Annotated in this window: 12 protein-coding genes; 7 read left to right on the top strand and 5 right to left on the bottom strand. The window is 68.7% G+C overall.

Annotated features, from left to right (window positions below; genetic code table 11):
• Window positions 1–224 precede the first annotated feature (224 nt).
• A complete protein-coding gene (locus GV832_RS16200) occupies window positions 225–893 on the bottom strand; it encodes a hypothetical protein (protein ID WP_168775919.1) in 669 nt (222 codons plus the stop codon).
• A 220-nt stretch (window positions 894–1,113) separates the two neighbouring features.
• On the opposite strand from GV832_RS16200, the gene argE reads away from it, so the two are divergent.
• Both argE and mnmH read left to right on the top strand, forming a co-directional pair.
• Window positions 1,114–2,265, top strand: coding sequence for an acetylornithine deacetylase (gene argE / locus GV832_RS16195; RefSeq protein ID WP_168775918.1), 1,152 nt, complete (start codon window positions 1,114–1,116; stop codon window positions 2,263–2,265).
• On the top strand, window positions 2,265–3,305 hold the full coding sequence (mnmH, locus tag GV832_RS16190) for a tRNA 2-selenouridine(34) synthase MnmH (RefSeq protein WP_168775925.1): 1,041 nt from the start codon (window positions 2,265–2,267) through the stop codon (window positions 3,303–3,305). The genes argE and mnmH overlap by 1 nt, the downstream gene beginning before the upstream one ends.
• 244 nt (window positions 3,306–3,549) lie before the next feature.
• On the opposite strand, the gene selD is transcribed toward mnmH, so the two are convergent.
• The gene (gene selD / locus GV832_RS16185; RefSeq protein ID WP_227754474.1) at window positions 3,550–5,694 is read right to left on the bottom strand and encodes a selenide, water dikinase SelD; all 2,145 of its coding nucleotides are present in this window, start codon (window positions 5,692–5,694) and stop codon (window positions 3,550–3,552) included.
• A gap of 97 nt (window positions 5,695–5,791) precedes the next feature.
• Here selD and GV832_RS16180 point away from each other — a divergent pair, with 97 nt between their 5' ends.
• Complete coding sequence (locus tag GV832_RS16180) at window positions 5,792–6,994, top strand: RNA polymerase factor sigma-54 (protein WP_168775917.1); 1,203 nt, start codon at window positions 5,792–5,794, stop codon at window positions 6,992–6,994.
• Between the two features lie 206 nt (window positions 6,995–7,200).
• Here GV832_RS16180 and GV832_RS16175 read toward each other — a convergent pair whose 3' ends face one another.
• Both GV832_RS16175 and GV832_RS16170 read right to left on the bottom strand, forming a co-directional pair.
• Complete coding sequence (locus GV832_RS16175) at window positions 7,201–8,190, bottom strand: NAD(P)H-quinone oxidoreductase (protein WP_168775916.1); 990 nt, start codon at window positions 8,188–8,190, stop codon at window positions 7,201–7,203.
• Between the two features lies 1 nt (window position 8,191).
• Window positions 8,192–8,860: a COQ9 family protein gene (locus GV832_RS16170; protein ID WP_168775915.1), complete on the bottom strand. Its 669-nt coding sequence runs from the start codon at window positions 8,858–8,860 to the stop codon at window positions 8,192–8,194.
• A gap of 105 nt (window positions 8,861–8,965) precedes the next feature.
• Here GV832_RS16170 and rpsU point away from each other — a divergent pair, with 105 nt between their 5' ends.
• The 3 genes from rpsU (at window position 8,966) to GV832_RS16155 (ending at window position 11,731) form a co-directional block, all read left to right on the top strand.
• Window positions 8,966–9,172: a 30S ribosomal protein S21 gene (gene rpsU, locus GV832_RS16165; protein WP_168775914.1), complete on the top strand. Its 207-nt coding sequence runs from the start codon at window positions 8,966–8,968 to the stop codon at window positions 9,170–9,172.
• Window positions 9,173–9,402: 230 nt separating this feature from the next.
• Window positions 9,403–10,203 carry a transglutaminase-like domain-containing protein gene (locus GV832_RS16160; RefSeq protein WP_168775913.1) on the top strand — a complete coding sequence of 267 codons (801 nt, stop codon included), beginning with the start codon at window positions 9,403–9,405 and terminating at the stop codon, window positions 10,201–10,203.
• A gap of 46 nt (window positions 10,204–10,249) precedes the next feature.
• Window positions 10,250–11,731 carry a leucine-rich repeat domain-containing protein gene (locus GV832_RS16155; RefSeq protein WP_168775912.1) on the top strand — a complete coding sequence of 494 codons (1,482 nt, stop codon included), beginning with the start codon at window positions 10,250–10,252 and terminating at the stop codon, window positions 11,729–11,731.
• Window positions 11,732–11,750: 19 nt separating this feature from the next.
• On the opposite strand, the gene GV832_RS16150 is transcribed toward GV832_RS16155, so the two are convergent.
• Window positions 11,751–12,215, bottom strand: coding sequence for an Lrp/AsnC family transcriptional regulator (locus GV832_RS16150; RefSeq protein ID WP_168775911.1), 465 nt, complete (start codon window positions 12,213–12,215; stop codon window positions 11,751–11,753).
• Window positions 12,216–12,359: 144 nt separating this feature from the next.
• Between GV832_RS16150 and ald the strand changes: the two genes are divergently transcribed.
• Window positions 12,360–13,472: an alanine dehydrogenase gene (ald, locus tag GV832_RS16145; RefSeq protein WP_168775910.1), complete on the top strand. Its 1,113-nt coding sequence runs from the start codon at window positions 12,360–12,362 to the stop codon at window positions 13,470–13,472.
• Window positions 13,473–13,502: the final 30 nt, after the last annotated feature.

Raw genomic sequence — 13,502 nt, 5'->3', positions numbered from 1 at the left:
CCCCCCGCCGGAGGGGCTTTGCCCCTCCGGACCTCCCGGTTTGGGGGGCTGTCGGGGATTGGTGAGCGGGGCTTTATGGTCTCTATGACATAGTGCGACATCACCGGGAGGGTTTCACGCCCTCGCCGGTCTTTTGCGGATATCCCGGGAGGGTTTCACACCCTCCCGGACCCACCCGTGGGATATTTGTGCCAAGGTGAAAGGGGAAAAAGTGCCCTGTCGGCTCAGGGTTGGGCCAGGAGCCAGTCGGCGGTGCCTGTGGTCGTCAGGGTCAGGGTCTGACTTTCCGGGAGCGTGACGGTGCAGAGGCTTGCGGCCGAGGTCGAGGCGTCCTGGCAAAGGACCATGCCGTCAGGCGCGCTGAGGCTGTAGGAGAGGGCGCCCTTCAACCGCAGGAGGCCGATCTGCACCGGGGAGCCGCCGGGCAAGGGGAGGGCGAAGCTCTGGCTGCCCTCCTGGCTGTGCAGGGAGACCTGGAGCAGCGCGGGGGGCGGGGGGATTTCGCTGGCGGCCAGGGTGATGGCCTCGCGCAGGGCGGAGTCCTCGGGGGCGAGCGCCCGGGCGGCATCGAAGAGCGCGGGGGCCGAGAGCTGGCCGGGCAGGGGCGGGGCCTTGGCGGGGTCGGGGACGGTGGCCGCAGGGTCCGGCGTGGGTTCGGCGGAGCCTTCGGTGGACGGTTCGGCGCTGGTGGTGGGGTCGGCGGGACTGAGCGGGGTTTCGGTCAGCTGCAGCCCCTGCATCAGCCGTGCCGCTGCAAAAAGCAGCACGGGGTCGCGGGCGGTCTCTCCCAAGGCTGCCAGGCGATGGGCCTCCATCAGCCGGGCGGCGGGACCCTCGGTCGGCTGAGCCTCGACCGGGACGGCAAGCAGGAAAAGGGGCAGGAGAAAGCGCATGGTCTCCTTTTGCCCGATCCGGCGCGGAAAGAGAAGGCTCTGCCCGGGGACATGGCCCCTCTGCACCGTCTTCGCCTTGTGCCCGCCCGCTTGGCCCCCACCGTGCCACCCCCACCGTGCCACCTCCGCCGGAACCCCGTCGCAACCGGACTTGCGGTCCGCCGGGACTGCGGCGTAACAGGGAGATCACCCCGCCCCCTCGGCGCCGCAGGAGAACTCGATGCAAGCCCTGACCCGCGAGATCCTTGACCGGCTGATCGGCTTCGACACCGTCAGCTCGAACCCCAACATGGCCCTGATGGACTATGTCACCGGGCTCCTGGCCTCCCATGGGATCGAGGCCGCGCTGATCCCCGATCCGGCCGGGGGCAAGGCCAATCTCTATGCCTCCACCGGGCCCGGTTCGGGGGTCATGCTGTCAGGCCATACCGATGTCGTGCCGGTCGAGGGCCAGGCCTGGAGCCGCGCGCCCTTCCAGCTGACCGAGGCCGAGGGGCGGCTTTACGGGCGCGGCACGGCGGATATGAAGGGCTTTTGCGCCGCCGCCATTGCGGCCATGATCGCGGCCTCCAGGCGGAGCTTGAAGACGCCCCTGCACCTGGCGCTCTCTTACGATGAAGAGATCGGCTGCATGGGCGTGCGCTCGCTCGTGACGATGCTGGAAGCCGCCCCCCACCGCCCGCGCTTTTGCATTGTGGGCGAGCCAACCGGGATGCAGGTCGCCACGGGCCACAAGGGCAAGGTGGCGCTTCGGGCCACCTGCATCGGGCGCGAGGGGCATTCGGCGCTCGCCCCCCTGGCCTTGAACGCGCTGCACCTGGCGGCGGAGTTCATCCAGGCCTTGCGCGCCGAACAGGCCGAGATCGCCGCCCATGGGCTGAAGGACGGCGATTACGACGTGCCCTACACGACGGTCCATGTCGGCAAGATGCAGGGCGGGGTCCAGGTCAATATCGTGCCGAACAAGGCCACGCTGGATTTCGAGATCCGGTCGCTGGCGGGCGACGACGCAGGCCAGATCATCGAGCGCCTGCGGGCCCGTGCGGCCCAGATCGTCGCGGGCTACCCCGATTTCCCCGAGGCCGCCATCGTCATCGAAAGGCTCTGGGATTACCCGGGCCTCGGCACGCCCTCGGATGCCCAGGTGGTGAATTTCGTCAAGTCGCTCAGTGGCGCCAATGGCACGATCAAGGTGGCTTTCGGCACCGAGGGCGGGCTTTTCGACGCCCGCCTCGGCATTCCCACGGTGATCTGCGGGCCTGGGTCCATGGCGCAGGGCCACAAGCCCGACGAATATGTGACGCTCGAACAGATGGGCCGCTGCGAGGCCATGCTGGCCAAGCTCATCGACCGGCTGGAGGCGGGGCTGTGATCGAGATCACCCGGCTGGAGGAGCTCGCGGCCCAGGGCTTCGACGACATCATCGACGTGCGGGCTCCGCTGGAGTTCGCCGAGGACCATCTGCCCGGGGCGATTTCGCTGCCGGTTCTGGATGATGAGGAAAGGGCCAGGGTCGGCACGATCTACAAGCAGGTCAGCCCCTTTACGGCCAAGAAGCTGGGCGCGGCCCTTGTGGCGCGCAATGCGGCCCGGCACCTGGAAGAGGCCCTGGCCGACAGGCCCGGCGGCTGGCGGCCCCTGGTCTATTGCTGGCGCGGCGGGCAGAGGTCGGGCAGTTTCGCGCTGATCCTCGGTCAGATCGGCTGGCGGGTCGAGACCCTGAAGGGCGGCTACAAGGCCTGGCGGTCGCTGGTCGTGCGGCAGGTGCATGACACGCCGATCGCCCCGCCGCTTTTCGTCCTGGATGGCAATACCGGCACGGCCAAGACGGCGCTTCTGGCCCGGCTGGAGGCGATGGGCCACCAGGTCATCGACCTCGAGGGCCTTGCGCGGCACCGGGGCAGCCTGTTCGGCGGCATGGGCGGGCAGCCCAGTCAGAAGGCTTTCGAATCCGCGCTGGCCATGCAGCTCGCCCGTCTCGACCCTTCCCGCCCGCTGATCGTCGAGGCCGAAAGCGCCAAGGTCGGCAATCTGCGGGTGCCGGCGCCCCTCTGGACCGCGATGTGCCGCGCTCCCCGGATCGAGGTCATGGCGCCGCTTCAGGCCCGCGCCGCCTATCTGACCGGGGCCTATGCCGATATCACCGCCGACCCCGCACGGCTTGCCACCGTCATCGCCCAGCTCCGCCCCTGGCATTCCCGCGAGGTGATCGCCGACTGGCTGGCCCTGGCCGAGGCAGGCGCCTTCCCGCCCCTGGCCCTTGCCCTGATGCGTGACCATTACGACCCGCGCTACCAAAAGCACCGCGAGCGCAGCGCGGTCCCCAAGGTGACGCTCCAAGCGGAAAGCCTGGACGAGACTTCCCTGGACCGCCTGGCGCAAGAGATCGCAGCCGCCCTCCCCAACCCCTGATTTCATCTTTTCCCAAATATCCACGGGGTTTCCAAAGGGGAGCGTGCTCCCCTTTGGGCAGGGGGTGCGGGGGGCGGCAGCCCCCCGCTTCCTCCCGGAGGTTTCAGAGGCACTTCATGCCTGTGAAACCTCCGGGACCCCGCGAGAATCTGACTGACGCAGATAGAAGCGCCAGACAGACTCTCGTCCTTTCCGTGTCGCCTGTCTTTCGACAAAACCGGATTCCACCTTTGTCGGACAGGCTCTAAACCAGCACGATCCCCGGCTCCCCCGCCACGACCTCGCCGATCACCCAGGCCCCCAGAGCCTCCGCCAATCCCGGCGCCAGGCTCGCAGGCACCGAGGCCAGAAGCCCGCCACAGGTCTGCGGGTCGAAGATCAGCCGCGCCCGGGGCGAGGTCAGGTCCGCCCCCCTCACCCGGCCCAGCACCGCCGCGCGGTTGGCGGGCTCCAGCGAGGACCCCGCCCCCATGGCGGCCAGCGCCTCGGCCCCCGCCATCAGGGGCAGGGCGCCCAGGTCCAGCCGCGCCGCCAGGCCCGAGGCCTCGAGCATCTCCAACAGATGCCCCGCGAGGCCAAAGCCCGTCACATCGGTCATCGCATGGGCATGGGGCGCAAGCACGGCCGAGGCCGCGCCCTGGGCCTGGCCCATCGCCTCCCAGCAGGTGGCCACGATCTCGCCCAGCATCACCCCCTTGGGCGCCAGCATCGCCATCTCGGCCGCGAGGATCGTGCCTGATCCCAGGGGCTTGGTCAGGATCAACGCATCGCCCTCCCGCGCCCCGCCCTTGCCCGTGGCGCGCATCGCCAGCCCCGTCACGGTGAAGCCCACCGTCAGCTCCGAGCCTTGCGAAGTATGCCCCCCCACCACATCGGCCCCCGCCGAAGCAAAGACCTCGGCCGCGCCGCCCATGACTTCCGACAGCCTGCGGGCCTGCAAGGTCTCGGACAGCCGCGGCAGGATGACCTGGGCCAAAGCCACTTGCGGCGTGGCGCCCATGGCCCAGACATCCCCCAGCGCATGGATGGCCACCAGCCGCCCCATCAACCGAGGGTCCAGGCAAAACGCCCGCAGGTGATCGGTGGTCAGGACCTGGACCCCGCCCACGACCTTGACCACCGCCGCATCGTCTCCCGGGCCGCTCAGGACCTCCGCCCTCTGCGGCGCTGGCAGGGTCTGCGACAGAGCCCGCAGCGCCTCGGCCCCGAGTTTCGCGCCGCAGCCGCCGCAGAGCGGGCGCGGGCCCAGAGCCTCGGCCAGGCCCCTGACCGGGGGCACCACCGGCGCCGCCGCCTCTGGCACCGCGCCGAACATCGCCATGAAGCGGCGGTCGATGCGGTCTTTCAGCCCCCAGGCCCAGGCGCCCTTGGCCCGCATCCCCCATTTGTCCGCCAGGGCCCGTTTGCCCCCCAATGAGACCAGCTTCAGGTAATCCTTCTGCGGCCGGAATTCTTTCAGCGGTGCCCCGGTCAGGCTGGCCTTGAGGTTCTCCAGCAGCACGGGCGCGGCGCGGACGGCAAAGACCCCGGCCTTGGGACGCGGGTCATGGGTCATATGGGCGCAATCCCCGGTGGCGAAGATCAGCGGGTCCGAGGTTTGCAACCGCGCGTCCACCGCGATGAAGCCCTGGTGCAGCGCCAGCCCCGTCTCCTCCAGCCAGGCCTGGGGCCGCCCCCCGGCCACCGAGAGCGTGAAGTCCGAGCCGATCACCCGGCCATCCTCCAGCCGCAGGGCACCGGGCAGGGCCTCGGAGGGGGTGCCTTGCAGGAGCTCGACGCCCTGGGCGCGCAGTTCGGCCAAAAGCGCCTCCCTTGCGGCCAGGCCCTTCAGCGGCGCGCCCCGGTCGATCAGCGTGACCTTGGCGCCGGGCAGGCGATGGGAGGAGGCCAGGGCCAGCTCTACCCCGCCAAGCCCCGCGCCGATGATCACGATGCGGGGATCGCGGGGGGCGTGGGCCACGAAGGCCTCCCAGGCCTCGGCATAGGTGCCAAGCGGCTTGGCGGCATGGGTGGAAAGCCCCGGCAGGTCGGAACTGATGCCGATGTCGATCGAGGCGAGGTCATAGGGCAGCGGCGGACGCCCCTCCAGCCGGATCAGCCGGGCCGCGCGGTCGATGCCGGTCACCCGGTCCAGGATCAGCCGCGCACCCGCCCGGCGCGCCAGGCGGACCAGGTCGATCAGGATCTCGTCGCGCCGGTAATGGCCTGCGATCAGGCCAGGCAACATGCCGGTATAGGGGGCGACGGGGGCGGGATTGATCAGGGTCAGCGCCACGCCCGGCAGGGGCGCCATGGCCCAGGCGCGGGCGACAAGGGCATGGGAATGGCCGCCGCCGATCAGCACGAGATCCTGGACAAGCGGCAGCGGTTCTGGGGGCATCGGGGTCATGGGCCGACCCTAACCCCAAGCCTTTGGCTTGGCGAGACCCCCCGCCATCGGCAAGCCCTGTTGCTTCGCGGCCCGGGGGTTGCTAGGCCTGTGCCCCATGTCCCAGCGCCCCCGCATCGAGGTCCGGCAAAGCCTGCGGCTGAAGCTCACCACCGGGCTTCAGACCGCCATCGAGGTCCTGCGCATGGATGGCCCCGCCCTCGCCCGCCACCTGGAAGAGCAGGCGGCCGAGGTCCCGGGCCTGGTCGTCAAGCCTCCACAGCCGCGCGACTGGCTGCCGCGCTGGACCGGGGTCTTCGAGGGCGAGGTCGAGACCCCGGCGGCGGCGGCCTCGATGATGGCCCATGTGACGGCCGAGATCGACCGGCGGATCAAGGGGGCCACCCCGCGTCGGATCGCCCTTGCCCTGGCCGAGGCCCTGGGCCCTGCGGGCTGGCTCGAGCGCCCGGTTGCCGCAATCGCCCGCGACTTGGGCCAGCCGGTCGCGGCTGTCGAGGCGGTGCTGACACAGGTGCAAGAGATGGAGCCCACGGGGATCTTCGCCCGGGACCTGGCCGATTGCCTGCGGCTCCAGGCGGCGGAGGCCGGTGCGCTTGATGCGGTCATGGCGCTTGTTCTTTCGCGGCTTGACCTCCTGGCCCGGGCCGACTTCGCGGCGCTGGCCGGTCTGGCCGAGGTCGAGGAGGTCGAGATCCTCAAGCGCTTCCGCACGATCCGCACCATGACCCCCAAGCCCGGCGCCACGTTCGACGACCGCGCCGCCCCTCCCTTGCGCGAACCGGACCTGGTCTTGCGCGGGGGCGTGCTGGAGGTCTCGGGGTCGTCGCTGCCGGGACTTGCGCTGGCCGAGGGCGCGGGGCGCGGCGCGGCTTCGGCGCTGAGGGGGCTCGAGCGGCTGGTGGCGGCGCGCAATGCGACGCTGTTGCGGGTGGGCCACGAGGTTCTGACCCGGCAAAGGGCCGCGCTGGAGGGCGCGCCGCTTCAGCCGCTGACCATGGCCGAGGTGGGGCGGGCCCTGGGTCTTGCGGAGAGCACGGTCAGCCGGGTCGTGGCGGGAACCTCGGTCGACACGGCGCGCGGGGTCTGGTGGCTGCGCAGTCTCTTCTCGCGCGATATGGGCGGGGTTTCGGCCTCGGCGCTGCGAGACAGGGTGGCCGCCCTGATCGCCGCCGAGACGCGGCCCCTGAGCGACCAGGCCCTGGCAGAGATGCTGGCGGCCGAGGGGGCGAAGATCGCCCGGCGGACCGTGGCGAAATACCGCGAGGAGCTGGGCCTGCCGCCCGCCTCGGGGCGGCGGTAGGGGGGCTCTCTTGGCGTCGAGGCCCCGGGTCAAGCCCGGGGCGGCGGGGGACGTGGGAACGGTCGAGCCGCGTAGCCCGGGGTATACCCCGGGGGCTGGCGGGTGGCGCGGGGTAGGGTGCGTGATCTCACGCACCTTGCGCCAAGGGCGCGCCTCCTGGTCGAGGCCCCGGGTCAAGCCCGGGGCGGCTGGGGGAAACGGAGGGCCTACTCCTCGACCTTCATCACGATCTTGCCGACATGGCCCGGGGCCTCGATCCGCCAATGGGCAGCGGGGGCCTGGGACAGGGGGAACTCGCTGTCGATCAGGACCTTGACCTTACCCGCCGCGATCAGGGGCCAGAGGTGAGCCTCCAGCTCCGCCGCGATCCGCCCCTTGGCGAGGTCGCTTTGCGGCCGCAGGGTCGAGCCGGTGAAGGTCAGTCGCCGCGTCATCAGCTCGGCGAAATTCACCTCGGCCTTGGCGCCCAAGGTGAAGGCGATCTGCACCAGCCGCCCCTCATCGGCCAGGGCGGCGAGGTTCTGCTGGATATAGGGCCCGCCCACCATGCACAGGATCAGGTCCATCCCCAGTTTCTTCGCCTCGGCCCCCCAGGGGTCGGAGCGGTAGTTCCAGGCCTGCTCGGCCCCCAGGTCGCGGACCACCTTCTGCTTTTCAGGCGCGCCCACCGTGGTGAAGACCCGGGCCCCCAGCGCATGGGCGAGCTGGATCGCCATGGTCCCGATGCCGGAAGAGCCGCCATGGACCAGGAACTTCTCCCCCGACTTCAGCCCGCCGCGCATCACGACATTGGACCAGACGGTGAAGGCGGCCTCGGGCAGGGCCGCCGCCTCGCGCATCGAGAGGCCCTGCGGAATGGGCAGCGCATGGCTTTCGTGGCAGGCGGCATATTCGGCGTATCCGCCGCCCGGCAGCAAAGCGCAGACCTTGTCGCCGATCTTCCACCGGGTCACGCCGGGGCCCGTCTCGACCACCGTCCCCGAACACTCCAGCCCGGGCAGGCGCGAGGCGGTGGGCGGCGGCGCATAAAGCCCCTGGCGCTGCAGGACATCGGGCCGGTTCACCCCCGCATAGGCCAGGCGAATGACGATCTGCCCATGGCCCGGCACCGGCACGGGGACCGAGCAGGGGTAAAGCACATCAGGGCCCCCATGGGCCGAGATTTCCATCGCCAGCATGGCATTGGACAGGGACATGTTACGCGCCTTTCTTGACGTATCCGGGCAGGTCTTCCGCTGGTTGTGGCGCGGAAATCCTTTCCAGGAGCTTTAGCGGCCCGGCCAGAAGCGCCCGGGTCACCGGATTTTCCCGCAGCCTGGCCTTGGTCTTCTCGAAGGCCATGACATCCTCGATCCGCCGGTCGATGAAAGCGTCGATATCCTCGGGCGCGCCCAGCCAATAGAGCACCACCGCGCCGTAAACCGCCGAAAGCGTCGCCCGTTTCGTGTACCAGTTCACATCGCGGGAGGTGTCCCCCAGCGCCGTCCAGATCGTGTCGGCGGTATGCCAAAGCGCCCGCGCGCCATCGCCTGCGTTCTGCGGCAGGGCGTAAAGCGAGGTCGCCCGCCGCACCGCCTCGCGGTCGGCAAGGCTGAGACGCAGGCGGATCGCATGGGCCACCCGCTCGCGGAAGCGCAGCGCGGTCAGGTCCTCGGAGGCAAGGCGCCGCGCGAGCTCTGCATCGCCCAGGTGATGGAAGGCCAGCGCCAGGTCGAGCCCGCCCCGCGGGAGAAGCGCCCGGGCCAGGGCCGGATCGACGCCCGAATCACCGATGGCCGCCGCCAGGGTCGCAGGCCCCCAGCCGTCGAAGACGACATGGGGCAGCGCCGCTTCGACCAGGCGTTGCAGGGTTTGCGCGTTTTCCATGGGGGCATGCCTCTCGCAAAGGTGGACAAGCGGGGGTTTCGCTGCTATGCGGCCCCTGCCTGCACAATCAGTGCAACTCTAGCTTAGGAAGGTGGTGAAAACCACATGCAGGTCAGCGTTCGTGATAACAACGTCGAACAGGCCCTCCGCGCTCTGAAGAAAAAACTTCAACGCGAAGGTGTGTTCCGCGAAATGAAGCTCAAGCAGCATTTCGAAAAGCCTTCCGTCAAGAAGGCCCGGGAACAAGCCGAAGCTGTCCGCCGCGCGCGCAAGCTCGCCCGGAAGAAGCTTCAGCGCGAAGGCGGTATGTAAGCCGTTTCATGTGCTGGGGGAGCGATCCCCGAAGCCAGCCCCCGACCGAAAGGCCGGGGGTTTGTTTTTGCTCCCCGGGGGGCGCCGTAGGGTGCGCTGAAGTGCACCCTACTTGCCTTCCTCAGGGCAGAATTTGCGCCCCGGCCGGAAATCCGGGCCCTTGGGGAAATAACACGGGCCAAGGGGCGTGAATGGGCCTATGGCTGGGATGTATTCCCGAAAGGCGCCCCATGCTCATCCGCTATGGCTACGACATCACCGTCTCTTGCCCGCAGGACACGCCGCTCATCACCATGATGTCGGTGAGGGACGAACGGCGCGACGATATCCGCATCCAGGGCGCGGTCGAGACCTTTCCCGCTGTCCCCACCCGCGCTTACCGCGACATGTTCGGCAACACCTGCCGCAGGGTCGTGGCGCCGGCGGGGCTCTTCCGGCTGCGGGCCGATTGCACGATCGAATCCGACGAGGCGCCGAACATCGCCTCGCCGGATCTGCGCGAGGTGCCGGTGGCCGATCTGCCGGACTCCGTGGTCTTCTACCTCCTGGGCAGCCGCTATTGCGAGACCGACCGCCTGTCGCAATTCGCCTGGGACATGTTTGGGGCGGTGACGCCGGGCCAGCCGAGAGTCCAGGCGATCTGCGACTATGTCCACAACCACATCCGTTTCGACTACATGAAGGCCCGCGTCACCCGCACGGCCTATGAGGCCTGGCAAGAGCAGACCGGCGTCTGCCGCGATTTCGCCCACCTGGCGGTCACGCTCTGCCGCTGCATGAACATCCCGACGCGCTATGTGAACGGCTACCTCGGCGATATCGGCGTGCCGGTGACCGGCCCGATGGATTTCGCGGCCTGGATGGAGTGCTACCTGGACCACGCCTGGCACACCTTCGACCCGAGGAACAACAAGCCCCGGATCGGGCGCATCGTCGTGGCCCATGGGAGGGATGCGGCCGATGTGCCCTTGATCCACTCCTTCGGGCCGCATGTGCTGGAGAAATTCGCAGTCTGGACGGACCGGGTCTAGCGCGGGGCGGGGCCCGCCGCTAGTCTGGCGGAAAGCGGAGGGTGCCATGCTCTTTTCCCTGATGGTGGCGGGGGTTCTGACGGTCGGGCCATGTGATTGGCCGGAGTGGGAACATGGCAGCCTTCCCGAACCGGTGATCGATCCCATTCCGCTTCCTGCGGGCAGTGCCTATCACTTGGCCGAGGACCTCATCGCGGATTACCTCGCCAAAAGGCAGTTTACAGGGCCCTTGCGTCTTGATGCGGCGGAAAACCACATTCCGCAGGGGCCCGGCAAATGGGGCCCGTTACCCGGCGTCGGGCTGAAGAACCTTGCAACCCTGCCGCCCTCTATCGCAGACATCCGATGGGTGCAGCGGGTGACGCTGGCCGGGACGCGCCTGGCAGACCTCTCGCCCCTGGCCGGGGAAGTGCATTTTTCAGAGCTGGACCTGTCGGGCACAAGGGTCGCCGACCTTGGGCCGCTGCGGGGGGCAGGGCTGCAATGGCTCGACCTTATGGGGACTTTGGTCACGGACCTCTCGCCCTTGGCGGGGATGGACCTGCATGACCTGAACCTGTCGGACACCCCTGTCCGCGACCTCTCGCCGCTTGCCGAGGTCCGGGACCTTGCCGTCCTGAACCTGTCGCACAGCCAGGTCGCCGACCTTGGGCCCCTGGCAGAGCTGCGCGACCTGACCGACCTGGTGCTGGAGGCGGATCAGCCCATCGACCTTGCGCCGCTTGAAGGCCTCGCGCGGTTGCAAAGGCTGACCTTGACGGGCAAGGGCTTCGTGGACCTTGCGCCGCTGGCCGGGGCCCGGGCCTTGCAGGAGATCACCCTGCGCGGCACCGGGGTCACCAGCCTGCATGGGCTGGAGGATCACGGGGCGCTGTTGAAGGTGACCATCGAAGACCAGGCTCTGCCCGATCTTGCGGGAATGAAGGGGGCCACCGCACTCTCCGAGGTCAATTTGTCAGAGACCATCGGCGGCGATCTGCGCGGACTGGCGGGGGTGCCCAACCTGAAGCGGTTTTGGGCGCATCAGGCTTCGGTCACCAGTCTGGAGGGCCTCGGCGGACATCCGGACCTGGAATGGATCACGATCTCGGGCGGGGCATTCCCCTCGACTGCGCCGCTGCGCGACCTGCCGCGGCTGGAGCGGCTTTGGTTGTGGGATGGTCAACTGGCGGATACGGTGGGGCTTGGGGCGCTGCCGGGGCTGACGAGCCTGCAACTGAACGGCAACCGGATCGAGGACCTCTCGGGGATGAAGGGGGCGCAGCGGCTGGAATGGGCAACCCTTTATGGCAACCCCTTCGACGACCTGGCGCCGCTGGAGGGCCTGCCCAACCTGCAAAGCTTGCAGATCGCCGGGACCGGGGTGCGCGACCTTTCGCCCCTGGCCCTCATGCCTGCGCTGACCCATGCCAGCATCGACTGCCGCCCGCCCGGCGAGATGCAGCATGATTACTGGAACTTCGCCCCGCTGGAGGGGCTTGGGATCACGGTCGGGCGCTGGAACAGCTTGCCTGTTTCGGGATTTTAGCGGTGCGCTGAAGCGCGCCCTACACGCTCAGCGCCGTCGTCTGCACCACGGTCCGCAGCGAGAAGCTGCTCTGCATCTGCCGCACGCCGGGCAGGCGGGCCAGGTATCTGCGGTGGATGCGGGCGAAGTCTTCGGTGTCTTCGGCCATGATCTTGATCAGGTAATCGGCCGAGCCCGCCATCAGGTGACACTCCAAGACGTCCGGAACCTTGGCGACCTCGCGCTCGAAGGCATCGAGCAGGTCCTCGGCCTGGCTTTGCAGGGTGATCTCCACATAGACCGTCGTGGGCTTGCCCATCTTGCGGGCGTCCAGAAGCGCGACATAGGCGGCGATGAAGCCCTCCTCCTCCAGCCGCTGCACCCTGCGGTGGCAGGCGGAAGGCGAGAGGTTCACCCGCTCGGACAGTTCGGCATTGGTCACCCGCGCGTCCTTTTGCAGCACCCCCAGGATGCGGCGGTCGATTGCGTCAAGCTCTTCAGTCATGGGAGGATCTTTCGTCATGGGCGCCCTTGGCGCAAGGATTTCCCGAAAACTGTCTGACATGCCAGCCACAATTCAAACCGTGACGCAAAAATCTGCGCCAAGCTGGGTCCATCAGGGGTTGGCCCCCCATAGGGAGAGAGCAAGATGAAGATCGGTTGCCCGAAAGAGATCAAACCGCAGGAATTCCGCGTCGGCATGACGCCCGCCGCCGTGCGTGAGGCCGTGAACCGCGGTCACGCCGTGGTGGTAGAGACCAAGGCTGGCGAGGGCGCGGGCTTCACGGATGCGGATTACATCGCGGCTGGCGCCACGGTGGGCAGCGTCGATGACGTCTTCGCCGCCGACATGGTGGTCAAGGTCAAGGAGCCCCAGCCCGGTGAGCGCAAGCGTCTGCGCAAGGGGCAGGTGCTGTTCACCTATCTGCATCTCGCGCCCGATCCGGAGCAGACGGCTGACCTCCTGGCCTCGGGCGTCACCGCCATCGCCTATGAGACGGTGACGGATGACCGGGGCGGCCTGCCGCTTCTGGCGCCGATGTCGGAGGTCGCGGGGCGGCTTTCGCCCCAGGTGGGGGCCTGGACCTTGCAGAAGGCCAATGGCGGCCGTGGCGTGCTGTTGGGCGGTGTGCCGGGGGTTTTGCCGGCCAAAGTGCTGGTCATCGGCGGCGGCGTCGTGGGGACCCATGCGGCCAAGGTCGCTGCGGGGATGGGAGCGGATGTGACGGTGCTGGACCGCTCGGTCAACCGGCTGCGCTATCTGGATGATGTCTTCGGGCGCGACTTCAAGAATGCCTATGCCGATGCGGCGACCACGCTGGAGCTCGCCCGCGAGGCCGATCTGATCATCGGCGCGGTCCTGATCCCGGGGGCGGCTGCGCCGAAGCTGATCAAGGCCGATCAGCTGAAGCTTCTGAAGCCCGGCGCGGCCCTTGTGGATGTGGCCATCGACCAGGGCGGCTGCTTCGAGACCTCGAAGGCCACGACCCACCAGGACCCGATCTATGCGGTGGACGGGATCATGCATTACTGCGTGGCGAACATGCCCGGCGCGGTGGCGCGGACCTCGACCTTGGCTTTGGGCAATGCGACGATGCCCTTCATGCTGGCCCTGGCCGACAAAGGTTGGAAAAAGGCATGCGCGGAGGACAAGCACCTGCTTGCGGGTCTCAACACCCATGCCGGAAAGCTGACCTATGCGGCGGTGGGGGTGGCCTTGGGCCTGCCGACCATCTCGGCGGCGGAGGCCTTGGACCTGTGACCCAACCGGCGGGGAGAACCCCGCCCTGGT

Source organism: Stagnihabitans tardus (assembly GCF_009925085.1).
GTDB lineage: Bacteria > Pseudomonadota > Alphaproteobacteria > Rhodobacterales > Rhodobacteraceae > Stagnihabitans > Stagnihabitans tardus.
Note: the sequence above shows the minus strand (reverse complement) of the source record. Positions and strands in the feature narration are given on the sequence as shown.

What these genes read in the sequence shown, in the direction of transcription:
- GV832_RS16200 (WP_168775919.1), bottom strand. Translation starts at nt 893, where the DNA reads ATGCGCTTTCTCCTGCCCCTTTTCCTGCTTGCCGTCCCGGTCGAGGCT.
- ald (WP_168775910.1), top strand. Translation starts at nt 12,360, where the DNA reads ATGAAGATCGGTTGCCCGAAAGAGATCAAACCGCAGGAATTCCGCGTC.
- GV832_RS16180 (WP_168775917.1), top strand. Translation starts at nt 5,792, where the DNA reads ATGTCCCAGCGCCCCCGCATCGAGGTCCGGCAAAGCCTGCGGCTGAAG.
- GV832_RS16155 (WP_168775912.1), top strand. Translation starts at nt 10,250, where the DNA reads ATGCTCTTTTCCCTGATGGTGGCGGGGGTTCTGACGGTCGGGCCATGT.
- selD (WP_227754474.1), bottom strand. Translation starts at nt 5,694, where the DNA reads ATGACCCCGATGCCCCCAGAACCGCTGCCGCTTGTCCAGGATCTCGTG.
- argE (WP_168775918.1), top strand. Translation starts at nt 1,114, where the DNA reads ATGCAAGCCCTGACCCGCGAGATCCTTGACCGGCTGATCGGCTTCGAC.
- GV832_RS16160 (WP_168775913.1), top strand. Translation starts at nt 9,403, where the DNA reads ATGCTCATCCGCTATGGCTACGACATCACCGTCTCTTGCCCGCAGGAC.
- rpsU (WP_168775914.1), top strand. Translation starts at nt 8,966, where the DNA reads ATGCAGGTCAGCGTTCGTGATAACAACGTCGAACAGGCCCTCCGCGCT.
- GV832_RS16150 (WP_168775911.1), bottom strand. Translation starts at nt 12,215, where the DNA reads ATGACTGAAGAGCTTGACGCAATCGACCGCCGCATCCTGGGGGTGCTG.
- GV832_RS16170 (WP_168775915.1), bottom strand. Translation starts at nt 8,860, where the DNA reads ATGGAAAACGCGCAAACCCTGCAACGCCTGGTCGAAGCGGCGCTGCCC.
- GV832_RS16175 (WP_168775916.1), bottom strand. Translation starts at nt 8,190, where the DNA reads ATGTCCCTGTCCAATGCCATGCTGGCGATGGAAATCTCGGCCCATGGG.